This is a genomic window from Pseudonocardia bannensis (assembly GCF_012911875.1).
GTDB classification, from domain to species: domain Bacteria; phylum Actinomycetota; class Actinomycetes; order Mycobacteriales; family Pseudonocardiaceae; genus Pseudonocardia; species Pseudonocardia bannensis.
Map to the genome: position 1 here is coordinate 20,952 of NZ_JAAXKZ010000022.1, position 19,118 is coordinate 40,069.

Below are 19,118 nucleotides of genomic sequence, written 5' to 3' on the forward strand. Positions count from 1 at the left end.
GAAGAGGACGAGCCACACACGGCGGGGCTCGAGCGACGATCAACCCTACCGCGACGGAAGGGTTTCCCCGTCCTGCTGTGAGCCGGGGAACAGCGCCCGCGGACGGTCCGGCACCGCGACCGCCCCGGCCGCGGTACGTGCGACGCCGGACGCGTCCCCGGCCCCGGCGAGGCGCCATGGGTGCACGCCCGGCAACCCTCCCGGGACGGGAGGGTATCGATCAGTCCGCCGCGTCGGCCGAGCCCGCGGGCAGTGCCTCCAGCACGATCTCCGGGTAGCGCCGGCGGATCGTCTCCAGCCGCCACTTGCTCCCGAACACGGCGAGGAGCGCGCCGTCGGCGTTGCGGGTGAGCACCTCGACCTCGCTCTGCCGGTCGAGCACCTCGGCACCCGCGGCGTCGGTCCGCCGGGTCACCGAGTAGCCGAGCGGTTCGAGCGTCACCGGCGCCCGGAACTCCGACTCCAGGCGGTGGGTGGCCACCTCGAACTGCAGCGGGCCGACCGCCGCGAGCACCGGTGCCTGGTCGCCGCGCAGGTCCGAGCGCAGTACCTGGATCACGCCCTCGCTGTCGAGCTGGGAGATCCCGCGCCGGAACTGCTTGTGCTTGCCGGCCTCCGCGCAGCGGACCACGGCGAAGTGCTCCGGCGCGAAGCTCGGGATCGGCGGGTACTCGACCGGGTCCTCGGCGTAGAGGGTGTCCCCCGGGCGCAGGGCACCGGCGTTCACCAGTCCGACGATGTCACCGGGGAAGGCCTCCTCGATGGTCGTGCGCTGCTGCCCGAACACCGACTGCGCGTACTTGGTCGCGAACGGCTTGCCCGTACCGGCGTGGGTGAGCACCATCCCGCGCTCGAAGCGCCCGGAGCAGACCCGCATGAAGGCCATCCGGTCGCGGTGCGACGGGTCCATGCCGGCCTGCACCTTGAACACCAGGCCGGAGAACGGCGCGTCGACCGCCCGGGGCCGCCCGTCGACGTCGGTGCGCTCCGCCGGCGACGGGGCCAGCTCCACCAGTGCGTCGAGCAGCCGCGCCACACCGACGTTCGGTAGTGCCGCCCCGAACAGCACCGGCGTGGCCACGCCCGCAAGGAACGCCGCCTCGTCGTACTTCGCGCCGATCTCGTCGAGCAGCGCGAGCTCGTCCTGGGCGTTCGCCCAGTGCGGCGCCTCCTCGACCGCGGCACGCTCGGCCGGGACGATCTCGGCCTCGGCTCGGGTGGCACCGCCCGCGGTCCGGCGGAAGCGGGTGAACTCGCCGGTCGCGCACTCGACGAGCCCGCGCAGCTCACCGGCCACGCCGACCGGCCAGGTGACGGGCATGGGCCGCAGCCCGATGGTCTGCTCGACCTCGTCGAGCAGCTCGAGCGCCTCGCGCCCGGGCCGGTCCCACTTGTTGACGAAGGTGAGCACCGGGATCCGGCGGCTGCGGCAGACATCGAACAGCTTCAGGGTCTGCGGCTCCAGGCCCTTGGCCGCGTCCAGCAGCATCACCGCGGCGTCGACGGCGGCCAGCACCCGGTAGGTGTCCTCGGAGAAGTCACCGTGGCCGGGGGTGTCCAGCAGGTTGATCACGGAGTCGCGGTAGGCGAACTTCAGGACCGCGGAGGTGATGGAGATGCCGCGCTTGCGCTCCATCTCCATCCAGTCCGACGTGACGCCGCGGCGGCCGGCCTTGCCGTGCACCGCGCCCGCCTCGTCGATCACCTCGGCATGCAGGGCGAGCGCCTCGGTCAGGGTCGACTTGCCGGCGTCGGGGTGGCTGATGACAGCGAAGGTGCGGCGCCGTCCCGCCTCCCCTGCGACGGCGCCGTGGGACGTGGCGCTCACCGGCTCCGGCCGGCCGTTCGACGCCCGGAATCGCCGGACAACCTGCCCAGCTCCCGGGACAAGGCCTCCAGGCCCTGCACCTGCGCACGCAGCGCTTCCACCCGGCTGTCGGCCACCGCGCGGAACAACGCCAACCGGCCCTGCAGCTCGGCGGTCACGTCCTCGTCCCCTCCGTCGTCGTTGCGGGCCCCGTCCACCGTGGCCAGCAGCTCGCGCATCTGCTCGAGCGTGAAGTCCAGCGGCTTGAGCGTCTTGACCAGCTCGAGACGCTCCACGTCGGCCTCGGTGTACAGGCGGAAGCCGCCCGCCGACCGGGCCGAGGGCACCACCAGCCCGACCTCGTCCCAGTGCCGCAGCGTCCGCAGCGACAGACCGACGCGGGTAGCCACCTCACCGATCTGCATCAACTGCCCAGCCCTGTCCAGCGATTCCACACCTCAGCACACGAACCGGCGATGTCGCACCGCCTGCTCCGAGCCTAGCCCGGCGCCGGCGGTGAACCGCCGAGACGTTCGCTACCGCTCGCGCAGTGTGGTGGCGCGCCGCTGCCGGCCCTCGTCGGAGTCGAGCAGCTCGGCGATGGTGCGCAGCGAGTTGCCCAGCCGGCGCTTGGCGTCGGCGCTGAGCGACGACACGACGAAGCTCTCCTCGGCGTGGAACCGCGGAAAGAGATGTTCGATGAGCAGTTCGCCCTTGGGCGTGAGCTCGACGATCACGAGGCGACCCTCGGTCTCGTGGCCGCGACGGGTCAGCAGGCCACGCCGCTCGAGGGTCGCGAGGACCCCGCTCAGCGTGCTGCGGTTCACCCCGACCTCCTCGGCCAGGTAACGCGTCTGCATCTCGCCGCGCACCCACAGCGTCCAGAGCACCGCGAAGCCGGTCCAGGTGAGCTCGCTCTCCTTGAGCACACCTTGCTCCAGATGGTGCCGGATACGCATCGCGATGCGCTGTATGCCCGAAACCGTCGCCATCGCCTGCAGATCCACCGACATGCCCGGTCCCTGACGTTCGCTCAGCAGCTCCGCCAGGGAGTGGGTCGTCGATCGTTCGCTACCGACCTTTTCGGAGCGAACGGAATCGGCCGGTTCTACCCGGCCTCGCCGTCGAGCCGAGGGACCACTTGCCATGCATCCATAATAGCCATCTTTGGGCGGCTCAACCTTCTTCGGGCCCTGCTCCGCGTGCCCGGGCGGTCACGATCCGACGTCGGCGGCCAGCGCTTTCACGCCGACTCCGGCGGGGGCGGAAAATGCTGATTGAATACCTGCCGAATTCGGCGGGACAGACCGGATGAATGGAGTTTCACACATCCCAGGAGCGGACCGGAGCCGCCGGAGCCGCAATGGCCGCCGGCGTCGCTCGCGACGAGCCCGGCACCGGTCCGCTCGCCACTCGGACCGGCACCTGCTCGACCCGGCCCCGGGCCGGCGCCCGCCTCCGGACTCGACTCGGGATTCGCCGTGCGCGCCAGGCACCCGCGGGCACCCGTACACAGCGGGCTCCTGTAGCCAGCCGGCGGCCGCGTTGCGCCAAGGACCGCCGGACTGGTCGCCGGAGTGGTCACGAAGTGGTCACGGAGTGAGTCCTGGAGTGGTCGCCGAGCGATGGGATCACCCGCCGTACCGCGACTCTCCGGAAAGACGGTGAATGGCCTCGACCCTACGGGCCCTTCACACCTACGATCCACCGCTCGACCCGCTCCGCCGGTCCCGATGACGGCTCCGGGGTCGATCGATCATGGCCCTACCTGCAACGGCGGTCCGGGGGCGGCCGGCCGGAGCCCGATCCGCACGGCGACCGGCGAAGGATGCCGGAATGCCCGCCATCGGCAGGCGCGGTTCGCCGGGACGGCGCGACCAAGTCACCGAGAGATCTCTTGCGGCCAACGATCCATGACCCCCGATGCCGACGAGACATTTCCACCGACCACGATCCCGAGCAAGCTCCTGCACATCCGTCAGGACATTCCGACGGCAGTCGCGAACCATCGGCCGGTGCCACTGCAAACCATGTCCCCCTACGGACTCGTTTCCCGGATTTCGGCGAACGAACTCTGCTGTCGCACCTCGTAAATTATTCGACGGCCACGAGCCGTGGAGCTTTCCGACATCGCCGATAATCTCTGCGGATCCGAACCGCGGAGAGCGGACCGGCTTTCACTGGCCGGAAGGTGATCGAGCCACGGAAGCACCTCACGGGGCGGCGTTTCATCCGTCCCCACAGGAGGTCACCCGCGGGGCGCCGGGGCGTCCGCGGCTCAGCAGCCACCGGGCGCGCCGCGGCGGCCGTGGAGGGGTGCGGCTCGGGCCAGGACCGGACGGCGGGACCTCCGGCCCTGGGACCACCGGCGGCCACCGGGTTGAGTCGGGCTCCGACCGCAGCCGAAGGACAGGGGGCGCCGTGCCCGACCGGCCGGAGCGCACCAGCACAGCGGAAGCGCGACCGTGACCGACGAAGCCGCCCGGATCGCCGACCACCCCGTCTTCGCCACGCTCGGTGCCGCCGAGCGGGTCCAGATCGCCGCGGTCGCCCGGCCGGTGCGGTTCGGGGCCGGGCAGCGGGTCTTCGCCGAGGGCGCTCCCGCCCGCGGCTGCTGGCTGCTCCAGGAGGGTCGCGTCGCGTTGGAGGTCGACGTGCCGGGCGGCGGCCGGGTGGTGGTCCAAACCCTTGGTCCCGGGGATCTGCTCGGCTGGTCGTGGTTCGCCCCGCCGTACCGCTGGCAGGTCACGGCCCGCGCCCTCGGCCCGACCTCCGCCATCGAACTGGACACGACCGAACTCCGGGCGATGGCCGACCAGGACCCGCGCTTCGGCTACGCGCTGGCACGCACCTTGTTCGCGGCGTCGCTCGAACGGCTGCAGGCCACCCGCGCCCGGCTGCTCGACCTCCGGCGGAGGCCCGACGAACCCCGTGGCCGGGCCGCTCCCCGCTGAGGCACCTGCCGCGGTGCCCGGAGCGCCGTCCCGGGCACCGGGGCGTGCCGTCAGCGGCGGGCGGACACGTCGAGCCCGAGCCGGCGCAGTGCCGCCGCGACACGGTTCGCCGGGATCACGAAGCCGACGTTCTCCACCGTCGTCGTCTGGTCCCCGACCGCGACCGCGTACGTCATGCCCATGACACGCGCCGAATCGTCGACCATCGCACCGCCCGAGCTGCCCGAGCTGATCGCCGCGTCGGTCTGGATGAGGCCGGTCATGTTCCCGGCCGAGCGCCCCACGGCGGACACGATGCCGCGGGTGATCGAAGGCGCCCCGGGGAGGTTGAGCCCGTTCGAGATCACGACGACGTCCTGTCCCACCTCGACGGCCCGCGAATCGCCCAGCCGGGCCACGCGCAACCCGGAGGCGCGGTCGATGCGCAGCCAGGCCACATCCGCCGCGGTGTCCTTCCCCATCACGCGCGCGGTGTAGGTGTCGCGCGTACCGATCACCGTCGCGCTGGTCGCGGTGCCCACCACATGGGCGTTGGTGACCAGGTCACCGGAGGGGGTCAGCACGATGCAGGTCCCGGCCCCCTGGGTGGCCGAGGTGGTGACCTCGACGCGCATGACCGCGGGCCCGACAGCGGCCACCACGGCCGGGACGTCAATGGACTGGGTCGGAGCGGCGGTCCGCTCGAGCCGTGGCGAGGCCGTGGCGGCGGTACTGCCGACGAGGGCCAGCAGCACGAGGGCCACCGCCAGGGTGACGCGCCGCAGCAGCGGTGTCCCGCGCCCCGGCGGCACCGGCCGCCGCCGGGGATCGATCCCGATCGGCCGGTGGGCCATCTGGTCCCGGGCGGTCGGGTCCTGTCGCTGTGGGCTGCCCGGTGGGGCCTCGCCGCTCGTCGTCATCGTCACTCCCCACACCGATGGACACGGCCGACCACCCAGGCTGGAGGGCCCACGGACCCGGGGGCAGGGGCGCACGACCCGTCTCGACGGGACGTCTGGGGCTCGACAACGCGGGCACCGCGGACCACACCGCCGCCGCAGCGGCGGCACGCCGGATCGCCGCTGCTCAGGACGTCACGACGGTTCCGGCCGCGCCATCGACCGTGATCTCCTGCCCGGTCGCGATCCGCAGCGTCGCGTCCGGGACGCCGACCACCGCCGGAATGCCGTACTCCCGGGCGACCACGGCACCGTGGGAGTTCGATCCGCCCATCTCCATGACCAGTCCCCCGGCGGTGAGGAACAGCGGCGTCCACCCCGGGTCGGTCGAGGGCACCACGAGGATCTCGCCGGGCTCGAGGTGGGCACCGACGGGATCCAGCACCACCCGCGCCGGTGCGGTCACCGTTCCCGCCGACGCCGGTGAACCGGCGAGCACCCCGTCGGTGGGACGGCCACGGCCCGCAGCACCGGCGCGCACCGCCTCGGGCTGGGTCCCGTCCGAGAGCACGATCCGCGGCACCTGCCGGCGGCGCAGCTCCTGGTCGTGATCCTCGCGGCGGCGGGTGACCACGTCGCGCAGGTCGGCGCCACCGATCGCGGTACGGACCTGCTCGAGATCGAGGAAGAACACGTCGTCGGCGCCGTCCAGCAGGCCCCGGGCGGTGAGCTCGGCGCCGACGTTGGCGAGCTCGGCCCGGGCCTCGGCCAGCACGCGGACCAGGAAGTCCTTGTGCGTCTCGCGCATCCCCGCCAGCTCCCGGACCCGCCCCAGCGCCAGCCGCACCAACCGCGCGCGCACCCGCGACCGGCGTGCGACGCGGCCGACCACGGTGTCGACCGCTGCCCGCGCGGCCCGCTCGCCGCGGGCGAACTGCGCGTCCGGGGCGAGCGCGGGGTCCGCCTCGACGACGAGACGCAGGTAGTTGGCCAGCACCCCGAGCACGTACGCCGGATCGTCGGACCAGCGCGGCACCCCGAGGTCGATCTCCGCGACGGCCCGATGGCCGTGCCGGCGCAGGAACCCGGCGAGCCCGTCCTGCAGGACCCCCGACAGCGCTCCGTGCTGGTAGCGCGCCGCGAGCTCGGCCGGGTCCTGCTCCCGCAGCGCCGCGGCTGCGGCGGTGTCGGCGCGCAGCCGGGTGGCCAGCGCCCACAGTTCGAGATCCATCATCGTGGTGACGTTGTGCGGCAGCGAGCGGAGCACCTCGTGGACGTCGTTGGCCCGGAAGTCCGCGCCGGCGAGCCGGCGCGCCAGGCCGAGCATGGCGAACCCGGCGCCGGCCACCGGGACCACCGTGGGCATGATCGGAAAGATCGCCTGCAGCAGCCGCTCGACGCGGTCCAGCCGCTGGGTGGCCGTCCGCTCGCCGGTCGCCGCGAGCAGGTCCTGCAACCGCCGGCCGACCCGGTCCGCGTGCCGGCGACCCGCCGCGGGGCTGACCAGGGCCTGGACCGCGCGCAGCGGGATCCGGAACCGGGCGGCGACCCGCGCCACGTTCCGCACGAACGGCCACCACGACGTGCTGCGGACGGAGAAGGCCGGATCGTCGAACAGCGACCGCAGCACCGTGGCCGAGCGCGCCTCCATGACATCGAGGACACGGGGCATCAGGGTCCGACCGGCGCGGCTGCGCAGCGCGGTGGTGAGGTCGATGAACAGCCGCCCGCCCGCCGTCGCGAACGCGGGCGGGCCGGTCCGCGGGTCGCCGACGGGAACGCCGAACAGGTGGTGCGCGGCGACCGAACCGAGGACCCGGAAGGCCGCGATGCCCATCGGCGTCAGCGGCCGGACGAGCCCCTGGGCGAGGCTGACGCAGAAGTACACCCGGCCCGCGCGGACCGGTTCCGGTATCGGGAACAGCGTCGTGATCGGCCGTGCCTGGGTCAGCCAGATCCGGCCGGCGGCGTCGACGGCCCACTCGATGTCCTGCGGCGCCCCGTAGTGGTCCTGCACCCGGCGGCCGAGCGCCGCGAGCTCCCGGAGCTGCGGGTCGCTCAGGCAGAGCTGTCCGAACCGGTCGTCCGCACCGTCCCGGGTGAGCCGTTCGGTGCCGCCGCCGGGCAGCGAGCGCACCTCGACGCGCTTGTCCCCCGCCCGGCGCTCCACGATCCCGCCCTCGGCGTCGACGACGACGTGGTCGGGGTTGACCGCACCGGACACCACCGCCTCGCCCAGCCCCGGACTCGCGTCGATGACGGTCCACCCGCGGCGGCCGGTGAGCGGGTCGGCGGTGAACGCCACCCCCGCCACCCGGGCGTCGACCATCCGCTGCACGACGGCCGCGAGCCGCACCGTGCGCTGGTCGATGCCGGTGCTCACCCGGTAGGAGACGGCGCGATCGGTCCACAGGGAGGCCCAGCAGCGGCGGACCGCATCCAGCACCGCGTCCGGGCCGACGACGTTGAGGTAGGTGTCCTGCTGGCCCGCGAAGCTGGCGCCCGGCAGGTCCTCGGCCGTGGCCGATGAGCGCACCGCGACCGGTACGTCCGGGCCCAGGCCGGCGTAGGCGGCGGTCACCGCCGCCACGATGTCGGTGGGTACGGGTGTGGCGAGCAGCCGCTCCCGGATCCGTTCCGGCGCGGGCTCCCCGGGCCGGAACGAATTCGGGAGCACGGCGTCGAGTCCGGCCGCATCGGCGACCCGGGCGTAGGCCGCCGTCGTGACGCAGAACCCGCCGGGGACCTCGAAGCCGGCCCCGAGGAGCTCCCCCAGGTTGGCCGCCTTGCCGCCGACCTGCGGCAGCCGGGCGGCGTCGAGCCGGGCGAGATCGAGGACGAGGGCCCGATCGGTCGCGGCGCCGGGCGGCTGCGTGGTGACCATGAACGAGGGTAGCGCCGGAGCAGAGAGCAACTCAACGCTTGATGAAAAATAGCTCGCACGGCTCGCGGGCCGGGGGTCCGCCGTGTCCGGCGGGCGGGTTCGGGGTAACCCATCCGTTCCGGACGACCCGTTCACCCTTGGAGGACACGGTGGCAGAACGCGGCAGTGCCAAACACGGCGCCCTGAAGGACGAGGCGCTCGAGCGCGAGATCGAGAACGATCTGCGGGGCGGGGGGCCGACGCGCGAGCAGTGGCGTGAAGCCGAGTTCCCCGACGACGAGGAGATCCAGGAGCTGGGCCTGGACGCGCCGCCGCGGCCCGAACTGCGGGACGAGGGCTAACCGATCCCGCAGGTGCCGGCTCAGGTGAGCGTGGCGACGAGGTAGCTGCCCGCGAGCGCGACGGCGAGGAGCCCGAGGACCGCTCGGAGAAGGCTCTCGGGCAACCGTGAGTGGATCCGTGCGCCGATGTAGCCGCCGATGAGGCCGCCGACGCCGCAGATCAGGCCGAGCGTCCAGTTCGGGGCGACGGAACCGCCGGCCGTCACGGACAGCAGCGTGTAGGCGAGGGCGCCGGTGATCGAGGTGAGGAAGGTGCTGGCCAGCGCCGCGGGCGCGACCTCGGCCACGGACACGCCGACGCCCACCAGGATCGGCCCGAGGATCGAGCCGCCCCCGATGCCGTAGACGCCCCCGGCGATCCCGACGGCCAGCGAGAGCGCAACCACCGTTCTCGGCGTGAGCCGCCGGGAGGCCTCGGCTCCTCGCCCACGACCGCGGGTGAGCAGCCAGAGGCCGGTCGGGAGCAGCAGCGCGGCGGCGAGGATCCGGAACGTCGCGGCATCGGATGCCAGGTAGACCCGCAGAACGGCCCCGATGGCGACGCCAGGCAGCGTCCCGGCGAGCATCTGACGCGTCAGCGGGCCCATGAGTTGCCCCTGACGCCGGTAGCGGAACAGGGCACCCGGGCCGGCCACGACGTTGAACAGCAGGTTCGTCGGCGTCACCTGCGGATTGGGGACGTGGAGGACGTCGAGCTGGACCGGGAGCAGGAACACCGCTCCGGACACGCCGACCGGCGTCGTCAGGACGGAGATGCACAGGCCGGCGGCGAACCCGAGAAGCAGGCCCTGCCAGGTCACGCGAGCCCGATTCCCATGCCGATCACTATCGCGCAGACTCCCGCCGCGGGTGGTGCCGGCCCGGCTCAGCGGGCCACCTCGCCGCTGCTCTCACCGGCACTGCGGCACCGCAGAGGCCAGCTCTTCGCCCCCGGCCCGCCCGGTCCCGGCCATCGGCTGCCGGAACAGGACCTGCGTGCCCCGCCGGTCGTGGCGGATCAGCACACCGTCGACGAGGCGGTGCATCAGCAGAATGCCGCGGCCACCGCCGGCGGACGGGCTGCCGGGGGCCCGCCACCGTCCGAAATCCGTGACCTCCATCCAGAGGGCGTCCGGCTCGGTCCACAACGTCACCTCGACGGTCCCGGCCTCGTCGGCGTCGTACGCATGGGCCACGGCGTTGGTCGCCGCCTCGCTGACCGCCAGGAGGAGGTCGTCCTCCAGATCCCCGAGCCCGAGCGGCTCCAGGCACTCGCGCAGCCGCTGTCGGATCGACGCCAGTCGGTCCGGGGTGGCCGGCCAGGTCAGGCGGACGAACTCGGTCTGGTGGTTCCTGGTATCGCGCACAGCGACGCCGCCTCCTGAGCATCGACGAACAGTTGCCCCGGGATTGCCCCGACCGCGGCCCGGGGAAAAGCCATCCACCGCGAGACGCCCCCCACTCACCGCTCTCGCCCCGCGCCGGCCACGGCGGCCGGGCCGTCGCGATGTGTCAGATCGAGGACTCGGACCGACCAGCGCTGATCGGTGCGCACTCGGCGGCGCGCCCGGCGAGCAGCGCGCGCTCGCCCCCGTTCCGCGTGAGTGAGGCCGCGCGCTCGAACTCGTCGTGCGCCTCGCCGAAACGACCGAGCTCGGCCAGGAGGTTACCGCGGACGCTCGGCAGCAGGTGGTAGGTCTTCAGCGACGGTTCCGAGACCAGCCACCACCGACGACAGCCGGGCGGCGCGTTCCTCCCCCGTCGGCACCTCGAACGGGACGCGGGCCTTGGCGAGGGTCCGTTCGGCCCGGACGATCCGCTGGGCGACGGTCGGCTCCGGGACCAGGAACGCACGCGCGATCTCCTCGGTCGCCAGGCCACCGAGCAGGCGGAGCGTGAGCGCGACCCGCGCCTCGGTGGCCAGCACCGGACGGCACGCGATGAACACCAGGCGCAGCAGGTCGTCCTCGATGTCCCCGTGCGACGAGCGTCCGAGGCCGCCGCGCCCCCGATCGGACAGCTTCGTCCGCGCCCCGGCAAGGCCGGGACGGGCCCGACCACCGCCGCTCCGCCACCTGCTCGCGCAGGCGCTGCTCCGCCTCCCTGAGCTCCGGGGTGAACTCGGCGCCGAGGTCATCGGCCTCGAACACCTGCCGGATCTCGATCTCGGACTCCCCCCTCGACCGGGTTGGGGCAACGCTTGACCCACTCGATCGCCTCGTCCAGAGACGTCACCTGGAGCAGCAGAACCCGGCGATGAGCTCCTTCGCCTCGGTGAAGGGACCGTCGATCACGGTCCGCTTCTCTCCGGAGAACCTGACGCGGGCGCCCTTCGAGCTCGGGTGCAGCCCCTCACCCGCGAGCAGCACGCCGGCCTTCGCCAGCTCCTCGTTGTACTTCTGCATCTCCGTGAGGAGCTCCTCGCCGGGGAGGACGCCGGAGCCCGGGATCGACACCGCGAGAAGGATTCTTCCGGCGGGTACCGCCGGCTGCCGATGGTCATACCGGCCGGGCCCCCTGGGCCAGGGGCAGCCGCGCCAGCACCTGGCCACCCATCCACGCGTCCCGGTGCGCCTTCAGCGATGCCATGAGGACGTCGCCGCCGAACACGCCGAAGTCGAACATGCAGACGAAGACGTGCGGAGCGGTGGTGGTGTACGCGCTCACCCGGACCTCGTAGGCCGCGAGCCGATCCTGGAAGCCGGCAGATCCGGCCAGGGTATGCAGGGCGGTCATGTCGGCGAGCGTGCGGGTGAAGCGGCGACGGTCCTGACCAGCGATTGCCCGGGACCAGCTGTAGGCCGCGCCGATCAACGAGTCGACGTCGAGCGGGCCGGCCATGGGCGTGGCACACGGTTGACTCACCTCGAACAGCCGCAGATCCACACCCTTGCCGGCCATCGTGGCGGCCATCCTCCGGCCGTCGCGGCGGTTCCCGACATAGCGGCACGCCTCCCCGTCCTCGAGGCCCTCGGTGAAGAACGACAGCGCCAGCCGCTCACGCTCCTCCTCGCCCAGTACGAAGGCACACACGTGATCATGGGCCGCCAGCTGGGCCCCACCGAACGTCGCCGTGCGCCGGACCTCGGCCGTCGTCGTCATCGCATCACCCGGACCGGAACGGACGGATACCGCCGGACAGGTGGACGTCGGTAACGGCGGGTGCAAGGTGTGATGGCCCAGTGCGGAAGGCATGATTCACAGCCCCGTTTCCGGAGGAGTCCCGGATCTCCGTAGGCGTCACCGGAGACGGGACAGCAGCGGTCGGCGGTCCCAAGGCGCCTCCGAGCGGCACCCACCGTCCTCGCTCCACCCCCCTTTGGCAAGCTCCGGTGGTGCGGGACGCACGAACCGGCAGGTATGTCGGACTCCCGACCGTCCAGCCGACACACCGCGTCTGAGCTGTGGTTTCCCGAATGGGACGCCCCGCTCCCGCTGGGCGGTACGCCGGCCGTGCTCACCCTCGAAGCCGCCCGCGGCAGGAGAGGCAGGGTCGGCAGACGATCGCCCAGCAGGAGATCGTCACATCGCGAACATGTCGTCAATCGCCCGCCGGGTCCGCTCCGCGCTGTTGGGGCATGAGATGGGAGCAAGTCCGGAGTGTGAAGTGACGCCGGCCGCCTTCCCGGCCGGGTTCGAGGGCGCCGCCTGCGGCGGCGCGGGCCGGCTACGCGGGCCCGTGCTTCCCCCGTGCATCGCCCACGATCGAATGAGGGCGTCCAGCAGGGTCCCCGTGCCCCGAACGAGGAGTACGGTCGGCCGTCGCACCAAGCTGGAGCCGGCGATGCCAAACGCACCCGATCAGACAGGCCCCGGGTCGTTCGCCATCGATCTCGAACGCCCGAGCCCGAGTACGTTGGTGTGCACGGTCCGAGGCGAGATCGACATAGCCACCGCGACGGCGTTTCGGACCGGCCTCGAACGCACCGTTGGTACCGCTCGCACGATCGTGATCGATCTCGGCGAGGTCACCTTCATCGGCTCGATCGCCGTAGCGATCATCCTCGATGTCCTCCCGGCGCTGAGCGACGTCCAGGCGCTCAAGGTCGTCACCAGACGAAGCACCGCAAAGGTGTTCGAGATGCTCGCACTCACCCAGATCATCGACTTCTTCCCGGACCGTTCGACGATCTGAGCCGATGCCCGGAGGGGACCGCGCACTCCCCGGCCATCCAGCGTCCGACGCCGACCTCGAATGCGTGTGAGTCGTGAAGTGAGGGGCCGGGGCACCGGAAGGCACGTCGAGATCGATCCCTGGACCGTCCGTGGGCCGTCGGACGTCGGGGAGCGCTGAGAACCCGGAGAACGAGCGAGCGCGTTTCGCCTGTTCACCAGAGATGCCCCGCTCCCCCGGGCACTGGTCCGAGGGGGCGGGGCGGACGAGCTGGCCTGTAAGCCGGATCCTGTTCCCGGGCGCCTCACGGCGCTCCGTTCGGCGGCCATCCATCTCGGCCCGCCGTCACCGGCGGGCTCTGCGCGGCCTACCCGCAGACTCGGGCGGGCAACCCTCGAACGTCTGCGCAGCTCCTGTCCGGTGAAGGACGGGAGCCTCTTGGCCTTGCTCCAGGTGGGGTTTACCGAGCCACCCCGGTCACCCGGGGTGCTGGTGGTCTCTTACACCACCGTTTCACCCTTACCCCGCGCTCGCGCGCGGGGCGGTCTGTTCTCTGTGGCACTGTCCCGCGGGTCGCCCCGGGTTGCCGTTAGCAACCACCTTGCCCTGCGGAGTCCGGACTTTCCTCGGCGGCGGTTCAGCCGAACCGCCGACGCGACCGCCCGGCCAGCTCGTCCGCACCTTCCATTCTACGCAGCCGGGTGCGGCGGGGCGGGATAGCGTGCCCCCTCGTGATGGACGCGTCGCCGGGTGCGCTGGTGTTCCTGCTCCTCGCAGGGCTGTTCGCGGGCGGAGTGAACGCCGTCGCCGGCGGCGGCTCGCTGCTGGTGTTCCCCGCCCTGCTGGCGGTCGGCTTCTCCCCGCTCGCGGCCAACGTCACCAACTCCGTCGCGCAGTGGCCCGGCTACCTGGGCATCGTGATCGGCGCCCGGCGGGACCTGCGCGAGCAGCGGCGCCGCATCCTGCTCACCTCCACCGTCGCCGTTCTGGGCTCGGGGATCGGCTGCGTGCTGCTGCTGATACTGCCCGGTGAGGTGTTCGACGCGGTCGTGCCCGCCCTCGTGATCATGGCCAGTCTGCTGTTGGCGCTGCAGCCCCGGATCAAGCGCTGGATCGGTCAGCCCGACCCGAGCGCCCCGGACCGGCTGGGGGTGCTGCTTCCCGCTGTCTTCCTCGCCGCGATCTACGGTGGCTACTTCGGCGGCGCCCTGGGCGTCATCCTCATCGCCACACTGTCCCTGTTCGCGAACGACCGCCTGGTCCGGCTGAACGCGCTGAAAGGGTTGCTGTCGCTGGTCATCGCGACGGTGACCGTGGTGGTGTTCGCGATCGGCGCGCCCGTCGACTGGCTGGCCGTATCTCTGTTGGCGCCGACGACCCTGATCGGCGGGTTCCTCGGCGCGAAACTCGCGCAGCGGCTCCCGGAGAACGTGCTGCGCTGGTGCGTCGTCGTCCTGGGCATCGCGGTCGGCATCTGGCTGACCGTGAGCTGAGGCTGGTCCGGGTCGCCGCGGCGGGAGTGACCCGGTGGACCACCTCATCCGCCAGGGCCGGCTACGGGGTTACTACCCCATCATGAACCCCTCGCGCCGGGTTTCGACGCGGCCGGGGACGGTCGAGCAGGCCGGCCGGCCGCCCTCGGGTTCGCGCCGGGCGACCCGGTGTTCGGCTGCGTGCGCCGCGACGAGGTGCAGTGCGGCACCCATGCCGAACTGGTGCCCGCCCCGCTGCGCACGCTCGCCCACCGACCGCCCGAACTGGACCTCACGCAGGCCGCCGCGCTGGTGGGCGGATCCGGAGACCGCGCTCGCCCAGGGCGGGCGGTACGTGCGGGTCCAACCGGGCTCCGAGCAGCTCGCCTGGCCGGCCCGGGCGCAGTGCAGGGGCGCCCGGGCATCGAGGTGCAGCAGGCCTTCCCACTGGAGCAGGCACCGCAGGCCCAGGCGCTGCTGGAGGAGCGTCACGTCCGGGGCGAACTCGTCCTGCTCGTGTGAGCCGGTGACGTCGCGCGATCAGGCCGCCGGGAGGTAGGACGTGTCGTTCACCAGGCGCACCGAGGTACCGCCGTCGGGGTAGAAGTCGGCGATGCACAGCGACGCGAGATCCAGGTGCACCCGATAGAGGATCTCCGGGCCGGACCCCAGGGCCTCGCACAACAGCATCTTGATCGGGGTCACGTGGCTGACCACCACCACGGTGGACGCCGGGTACTCGGCGACGATCTTCGCCCGCTCCGCCGCGACCCGTCTGCCGACCTCGGCGAAGCTCTCCCCGCCCGGCGGGCGGACGTCCTGCGAGCCCAACCACCGAGCGTGCAGCTCCGGGTCGCGGTCGCGGGCCTCGGCGAAGGTGAGGCCCTCCCAGTGGCCGAAGTCGGTCTCGATCAGTCCCTCGCGCACCACCAGGGGCGCAGCGGTCGCCTCGGCGACGGCCGCAGCGGTCTGCCGGGCCCTCCGCAACGGCGAGGTCAGCACCGCGGCGATCCCGTCCATCCCGGCCAGCCGGGCGGCCGCACCCGCGGCCTGGGCGTGGCCCAGCTGGGTGAGCTCGGGATCGCCGTGCCCCGAGTAACGCCGATGCACCGACAGCGGCGTCTGGCCGTGGCGCAGGAGCAGCAGCCGCGTGGGCTGCCCGACCTGGCCCGTCCACGCGGTGGTGGCCGTCTGCTCCCCCTTGCCCGCGGCGGAATCCGACGTCGTCACCGCTCCGCCTGCGCGTCCATGGCCTCGTTCGCCAGCGCGTCGGCCCTGCTGTTGCGCGCCCGCGGGACCCAGCCGAACCTCGCCCCGCCCAGCTCGCGGACCAGCGCGGCGGCCTCGGCGGCCAGCGCCCGCAGCGCGGGGTGCTTGATCTGCCAGCGCCCCGACATCTGCTCGACGACGAGCTTGGAGTCCATCTTCACCTCGACGTCGGAGGCGCCCAGCTCCCGCGCCGCCTGCAGGCCCGCGATCAGGCCCTGGTACTCGGCGACGTTGTTGGTGGCGATGCCCAGGCCGCCGTGCCGCTCGGCCAGCACCTCCTCGGTGGCGGCGTCGAGCACGACGGCCCCGTACCCGGCCGGACCGGGGTTGCCGCGCGACCCACCGTCGGCCTCGACGATCACCTTCACCGGGCCGCCTTCACAGACCGGACTCCTTCGTGCGCACCAGGATCACGCCGCACTCCTCGCAGTGCACCACCTCGTCGGCCGGCGCGCTCCGCAGCGCCCCGAGCGCGGTCCGGTCCAGCTCGAGCCGGCAGGCGCCGCAGCGCCGCTCGCGCAGCGCGGCCGCGCCGACGCCGCCCTGTTCCCGCCGCCGCTCGTAGGCGGCCAGCACATCGGCCGGCAGGGCCGCGACGAGCTCCGCGCGGGCGCGCCGGCGCCCGGCTTCGGCCGCGTCGATGTCCAGCAGCGCGGTGTCACGGCGCGCGGTGATCTCCGAAAGCTTCTGCTCCGCCTCGGCGAGCACGCTGCGGGCGTGGTCGAGGTCGATGCCCAGCGCCTCGCGGCGCTCCATCACCTCGAGCTGCTCGTCCTCCAGAAAACGCTGGCGGCGGGCCAGGGTCTCCAGCTCGTGCTGCAGGTCGGTGGCCTGCTTGGCCCCGACCCCGGCACCGGCCAGGAGCTGCTGGTCGCGAGCGGTGCGCACCCGGACGCCCTCGACGTCACGCTCCAGCCGGCGGATGTCGCGGTCCAGGTCACCGGCGGCGGTCTCGGTCTCGACGAGCTTGTCCTTGCCCGCCCGCACCGCCGCTTCCGCGCCGGTGAGCTCGGCGTGCTCGGGCAGGGTGCGACGCCGGTGGGCCAGCCGCGTCAGTTCGGCGTCGACGTCGGCGAGGTCGAGCAGCCGCCGCTGTACGGCGGGATCGGCCTTCATGAGGAGGTCCTTCCGGTCGTGCCTGATGTAGCGGGTGTCCCGATCGTCCCGATGGTCCAGGGGTCGGTGCGCAGCCGGGAAACGTGGACTTCGACGCTACCCCCCAACGCGGCACGCACCACGTCGGCCGCCTGCCCGCACCACGGCCACTCCGACGCCCAGTGCGCGACGTCGACCAGCGCGGGCGACGGGCGGCCGGGCAGCGACCCGGCGAGCAGATGCTCGGCGGCCGGGTGGTGGCGCAGATCGGCGGTCACGTAGGCGTCCACACCCGCGGCGATCGCGGCGCCGAGCGCGGAGTCACCGGCCCCACCGCATACCGCGACCCGCCGGATCTCCCGGTCCGGATCGCCTGCGGCGCGCACTCCCCACGCGGTCGGCGGCAACGCTGCGGCGACCCGCTCGGTGAACACCGACAGCGGTTCGGGCGCGGCCAGCGCGCCGACCCGCCCCAGCCCGACCGATGCCGGGAGGCCGGCGAGTTCCAGCACGTCGAACGCCGGCTCCTCGTACGGGTGGGCGGCGCGCAGCGCGGCGACGACGGCGGCCCGCTTGCGGCGCGGCAGCACCATCTCCAGCCGGGTCTCGGCGACCCGCTCGAGTTTGCCCACCCGCCCGATCGCCGGGTTCGCGCCTTCCAACGGCAGGAACTGCCCGGTACCCGCGGTCGCGAACGAGCAGTGGCTGTAGTCCCCGATCTGACCGGCCCCGGCGGCGGCCAGGGCGTCGTGCACGGCCGTGATGGCCGGACCGACCGGGACGAACACGACGATCTTGTCCAGTTCCTCGGCGGGCGCCGGCTGCAACGGGCCCTCCACGTCGAGACCGATCGCCGCGGCGAGCGCGTCGGAGACGCCGGGATCGGCGGAGTCGGCGTTGGTGTGCGCAGTGTACAGACCGGTACCGGCCCGGATCAGCCGGTGCACCAACGCGCCCTTCGGGGTGTCCGCGCCGACGCCGTGCACCCCGCGCAGCAGCAGCGGATGGTGGGTGACCAGCAACTGCGCGCCGGACCCGATCGCCTCGTCGACGGTCGCGCGTACCGGGTCGACGGCGAACAGGACCGTGTCGACCGGATCGTCCGGATCGCCGCAGACCAGGCCGACGGCGTCCCAGTCCTGGGCCAGCGCGGGCGGGTAGGCGGCTTCCAGGGCGGCGGTGACGTCGGCCAGGCGGGCGGTCATGCGGGGACCTCGATCTCGTGCAGAACCTTGTCCAGCGCCTTCTCCAGCGCCTCGACGAGCCGGGCCACCTGCTCGGGTGGCCGGACCGCAACCCGTAGGTGGTCGGCACAGAGCCCGGGGAACGTGTCGCCGCGGCGCACCGCCACCCCGGCCGCGCGCAGCTCACCGCGCACCCGCTCGCCGGAGCCGTCCGGCAGCCGCAGCAGCAGGTAGGGCGCGGCGCCCGGCAGCACCGTCACCCCGTCGACGGCGGCCAGCGCCGCGGCCTGGCCGGCCCGGGCTGCCACCAGTCCCTCGGCGGCCCGCTGCGCCTGCGCCACCGCCGTCGGCTCGCTGCACGCGATGACGGCCTCCAGCGCGATCGTCCCGACCGGCCACTGCGGGCGGGGGGCGGCCAACCGGGCGAGCAGGTCGGGGGCGGCCAGGGCGTACCCGGCGCGCAGCCCGGCCAGGGCCCACGTCTTGGTCAGGCTGCGCAGCACCAGCAGACCCGGGACGTCGCCGGCGGCGGCGAGCGATTCGGGCTCCCCGGGCAACGCGTCGGCGAACGCCTCGTCGACGACCAGCACCCGGCCCGGCCGGGCCAGCGCCCGGATCGCCGACGCCGGGTGCAGCACGCCGGTCGGGTTGGTGGGGTTGCCGACCACGACGAGGTCGGCCTCGGCCGGGACGTCCGCGGGACGCAACCGGTGCCCGTCGGCCTCCTCGGTGTGCACCCGGGTCACCGGGACGCCCGCGCCGCGCAGGGCCGCCTCGGGCTCGGTGAACCCCGGATGCACCACGCAGGCCAGCCGCGGCCGCAGGGCCGGGAGCAGCGCGAAGCCCTCCGCACTGCCGGCCAGGACGAGCACCTCGTCGGGACGGCGCCCGTGCCGGCGGGCGACCGCGGCGCGGGCGGCCTCGTCGTGCGTCGCGCTCGGGTACCGGGCCAGCCCGTCCAGCGTCGCGGCGAGCCGCTCGCGCAGCCAGCCGGGCGGCGCGACACCCTGCACGTTGACCGCGAAGTCGAGCAGGCCGGGCTCCGCGTCGACGTCGCCGTGGTGGCGCAGGGCCGATGTGTCGTACCCGTCGTCGCGCTGCAGGTCTCCCGCCATGGATGAGCACCCTACGGTGATCGTGT

General features: G+C 73.2%; 16 protein-coding genes, 1 other RNA gene and 3 pseudogenes. 4 read left to right on the forward strand and 16 right to left on the reverse strand.

The genetic code is table 11. From position 1 onward, the window contains the following. Positions 1-220: 220 nt before the first annotated feature. The 3 genes from HF519_RS08760 to HF519_RS08770 all read right to left on the reverse strand — a co-directional run bounded on the left by HF519_RS08760 (position 221) and on the right by HF519_RS08770 (position 2,820). A complete protein-coding gene (locus tag HF519_RS08760; protein WP_169411993.1) occupies positions 221-1,828 on the reverse strand; it encodes a peptide chain release factor 3 in 1,608 nt (535 codons plus the stop codon). Next, positions 1,825-2,217, reverse strand: a complete 393-nt coding sequence (locus HF519_RS08765; RefSeq protein WP_438826385.1) for a MerR family transcriptional regulator — start codon at positions 2,215-2,217, stop codon at positions 1,825-1,827. The genes HF519_RS08760 and HF519_RS08765 overlap by 4 nt, the downstream gene beginning before the upstream one ends. A 126-nt stretch (positions 2,218-2,343) precedes the next feature. Next, entirely contained in the window at positions 2,344-2,820 is a 477-nt protein-coding gene (locus HF519_RS08770) for a MarR family winged helix-turn-helix transcriptional regulator (protein WP_169411995.1), read from the reverse strand. 1,452 nt (positions 2,821-4,272) lie between these two features. On the opposite strand from HF519_RS08770, the gene HF519_RS08775 reads away from it, so the two are divergent. Next, on the forward strand, positions 4,273-4,761 hold the full coding sequence (locus tag HF519_RS08775) for a Crp/Fnr family transcriptional regulator (protein WP_211169745.1): 489 nt from the start codon (positions 4,273-4,275) through the stop codon (positions 4,759-4,761). Between the two features lie 50 nt (positions 4,762-4,811). Here the strand turns inward: HF519_RS08775 and HF519_RS08780 are convergent, their stop codons facing one another. Continuing rightward, positions 4,812-5,660, reverse strand: coding sequence for a S1C family serine protease (locus HF519_RS08780; RefSeq protein ID WP_169411997.1), 849 nt, complete (start codon positions 5,658-5,660; stop codon positions 4,812-4,814). Between the two features lie 166 nt (positions 5,661-5,826). Beyond that, the gene (locus tag HF519_RS08785; protein WP_169411999.1) at positions 5,827-8,523 is read right to left on the reverse strand and encodes a PEP/pyruvate-binding domain-containing protein; all 2,697 of its coding nucleotides are present in this window, start codon (positions 8,521-8,523) and stop codon (positions 5,827-5,829) included. Positions 8,524-8,672: 149 nt separating this feature from the next. On the opposite strand from HF519_RS08785, the gene HF519_RS08790 reads away from it, so the two are divergent. After that, positions 8,673-8,864 carry a hypothetical protein gene (locus tag HF519_RS08790; RefSeq protein WP_169412001.1) on the forward strand — a complete coding sequence of 64 codons (192 nt, stop codon included), beginning with the start codon at positions 8,673-8,675 and terminating at the stop codon, positions 8,862-8,864. Positions 8,865-8,884: 20 nt separating this feature from the next. On the opposite strand, the gene HF519_RS08795 is transcribed toward HF519_RS08790, so the two are convergent. The 5 genes and pseudogenes from HF519_RS08795 to HF519_RS08815 form a co-directional block, all read right to left on the reverse strand. Then, a complete protein-coding gene (locus tag HF519_RS08795; protein WP_169412003.1) occupies positions 8,885-9,664 on the reverse strand; it encodes a sulfite exporter TauE/SafE family protein in 780 nt (259 codons plus the stop codon). A gap of 90 nt (positions 9,665-9,754) precedes the next feature. Continuing rightward, on the reverse strand, positions 9,755-10,210 hold the full coding sequence (locus HF519_RS08800) for an ATP-binding protein (protein WP_169412005.1): 456 nt from the start codon (positions 10,208-10,210) through the stop codon (positions 9,755-9,757). 356 nt (positions 10,211-10,566) lie between these two features. Then, positions 10,567-10,818: pseudogene (locus HF519_RS30345) on the reverse strand (sigma factor-like helix-turn-helix DNA-binding protein); the annotation flags it as partial. Positions 10,819-10,906: 88 nt separating this feature from the next. Further along, positions 10,907-11,311, reverse strand: a pseudogene (locus tag HF519_RS08810) (YciI family protein); the annotation flags it as partial. Positions 11,312-11,342: 31 nt separating this feature from the next. Continuing rightward, positions 11,343-11,945, reverse strand: coding sequence for an MEDS domain-containing protein (locus HF519_RS08815; protein ID WP_169412007.1), 603 nt, complete (start codon positions 11,943-11,945; stop codon positions 11,343-11,345). Between the two features lie 682 nt (positions 11,946-12,627). Between HF519_RS08815 and HF519_RS08820 the strand changes: the two genes are divergently transcribed. Next, entirely contained in the window at positions 12,628-12,978 is a 351-nt protein-coding gene (locus HF519_RS08820) for an STAS domain-containing protein (protein ID WP_169412009.1), read from the forward strand. 241 nt (positions 12,979-13,219) lie between these two features. Here the strand turns inward: HF519_RS08820 and rnpB are convergent. Continuing rightward, positions 13,220-13,631, reverse strand: an RNA gene (gene rnpB / locus HF519_RS08825) — RNase P RNA component class A. Positions 13,632-13,691: 60 nt separating this feature from the next. Between rnpB and HF519_RS08830 the strand changes: the two genes are divergently transcribed. After that, on the forward strand, positions 13,692-14,450 hold the full coding sequence (locus HF519_RS08830) for a sulfite exporter TauE/SafE family protein (RefSeq protein WP_169412066.1): 759 nt from the start codon (positions 13,692-13,694) through the stop codon (positions 14,448-14,450). A gap of 72 nt (positions 14,451-14,522) precedes the next feature. On the opposite strand, the gene HF519_RS08835 is transcribed toward HF519_RS08830, so the two are convergent. The 5 genes and pseudogenes from HF519_RS08835 to cobC all read right to left on the reverse strand — a co-directional run bounded on the left by HF519_RS08835 (position 14,523) and on the right by cobC (position 19,092). After that, the gene (locus tag HF519_RS08835) at positions 14,523-14,921 is read right to left on the reverse strand and encodes a hypothetical protein (protein ID WP_169412011.1); all 399 of its coding nucleotides are present in this window, start codon (positions 14,919-14,921) and stop codon (positions 14,523-14,525) included. 48 nt (positions 14,922-14,969) lie between these two features. Further along, positions 14,970-16,060 (reverse strand): annotated as a pseudogene (locus HF519_RS08840) (bifunctional RNase H/acid phosphatase). A gap of 16 nt (positions 16,061-16,076) precedes the next feature. After that, complete coding sequence (locus HF519_RS08845; RefSeq protein ID WP_169412013.1) at positions 16,077-16,814, reverse strand: zinc ribbon domain-containing protein; 738 nt, start codon at positions 16,812-16,814, stop codon at positions 16,077-16,079. After that, positions 16,811-17,998: a Nif3-like dinuclear metal center hexameric protein gene (locus HF519_RS08850; protein WP_169412015.1), complete on the reverse strand. Its 1,188-nt coding sequence runs from the start codon at positions 17,996-17,998 to the stop codon at positions 16,811-16,813. Before HF519_RS08850 ends, HF519_RS08845 begins: the two co-directional genes overlap by 4 nt. Next, positions 17,995-19,092, reverse strand: coding sequence for an Rv2231c family histidinol phosphate aminotransferase CobC (cobC, locus tag HF519_RS08855; protein ID WP_169412017.1), 1,098 nt, complete (start codon positions 19,090-19,092; stop codon positions 17,995-17,997). The genes HF519_RS08850 and cobC overlap by 4 nt, the downstream gene beginning before the upstream one ends. Positions 19,093-19,118: the final 26 nt, after the last annotated feature.

Excerpts from the sequence above, each read along its gene's own strand:
- HF519_RS08770 (WP_169411995.1), bottom strand. The coding sequence starts at position 2,820 with ATGTCGGTGGATCTGCAGGCGATGGCGACGGTTTCGGGCATACAGCGC.
- HF519_RS08780 (WP_169411997.1), bottom strand. The coding sequence starts at position 5,660 with ATGACGACGAGCGGCGAGGCCCCACCGGGCAGCCCACAGCGACAGGAC.
- HF519_RS08785 (WP_169411999.1), bottom strand. The coding sequence starts at position 8,523 with ATGGTCACCACGCAGCCGCCCGGCGCCGCGACCGATCGGGCCCTCGTC.
- HF519_RS08815 (WP_169412007.1), bottom strand. The coding sequence starts at position 11,945 with ATGACGACGACGGCCGAGGTCCGGCGCACGGCGACGTTCGGTGGGGCC.
- HF519_RS08820 (WP_169412009.1), top strand. The coding sequence starts at position 12,628 with ATGCCAAACGCACCCGATCAGACAGGCCCCGGGTCGTTCGCCATCGAT.
- HF519_RS08830 (WP_169412066.1), top strand. The coding sequence starts at position 13,692 with ATGGACGCGTCGCCGGGTGCGCTGGTGTTCCTGCTCCTCGCAGGGCTG.
- HF519_RS08845 (WP_169412013.1), bottom strand. The coding sequence starts at position 16,814 with ATGAAGGCCGATCCCGCCGTACAGCGGCGGCTGCTCGACCTCGCCGAC.
- HF519_RS08850 (WP_169412015.1), bottom strand. The coding sequence starts at position 17,998 with ATGACCGCCCGCCTGGCCGACGTCACCGCCGCCCTGGAAGCCGCCTAC.
- cobC (WP_169412017.1), bottom strand. The coding sequence starts at position 19,092 with ATGGCGGGAGACCTGCAGCGCGACGACGGGTACGACACATCGGCCCTG.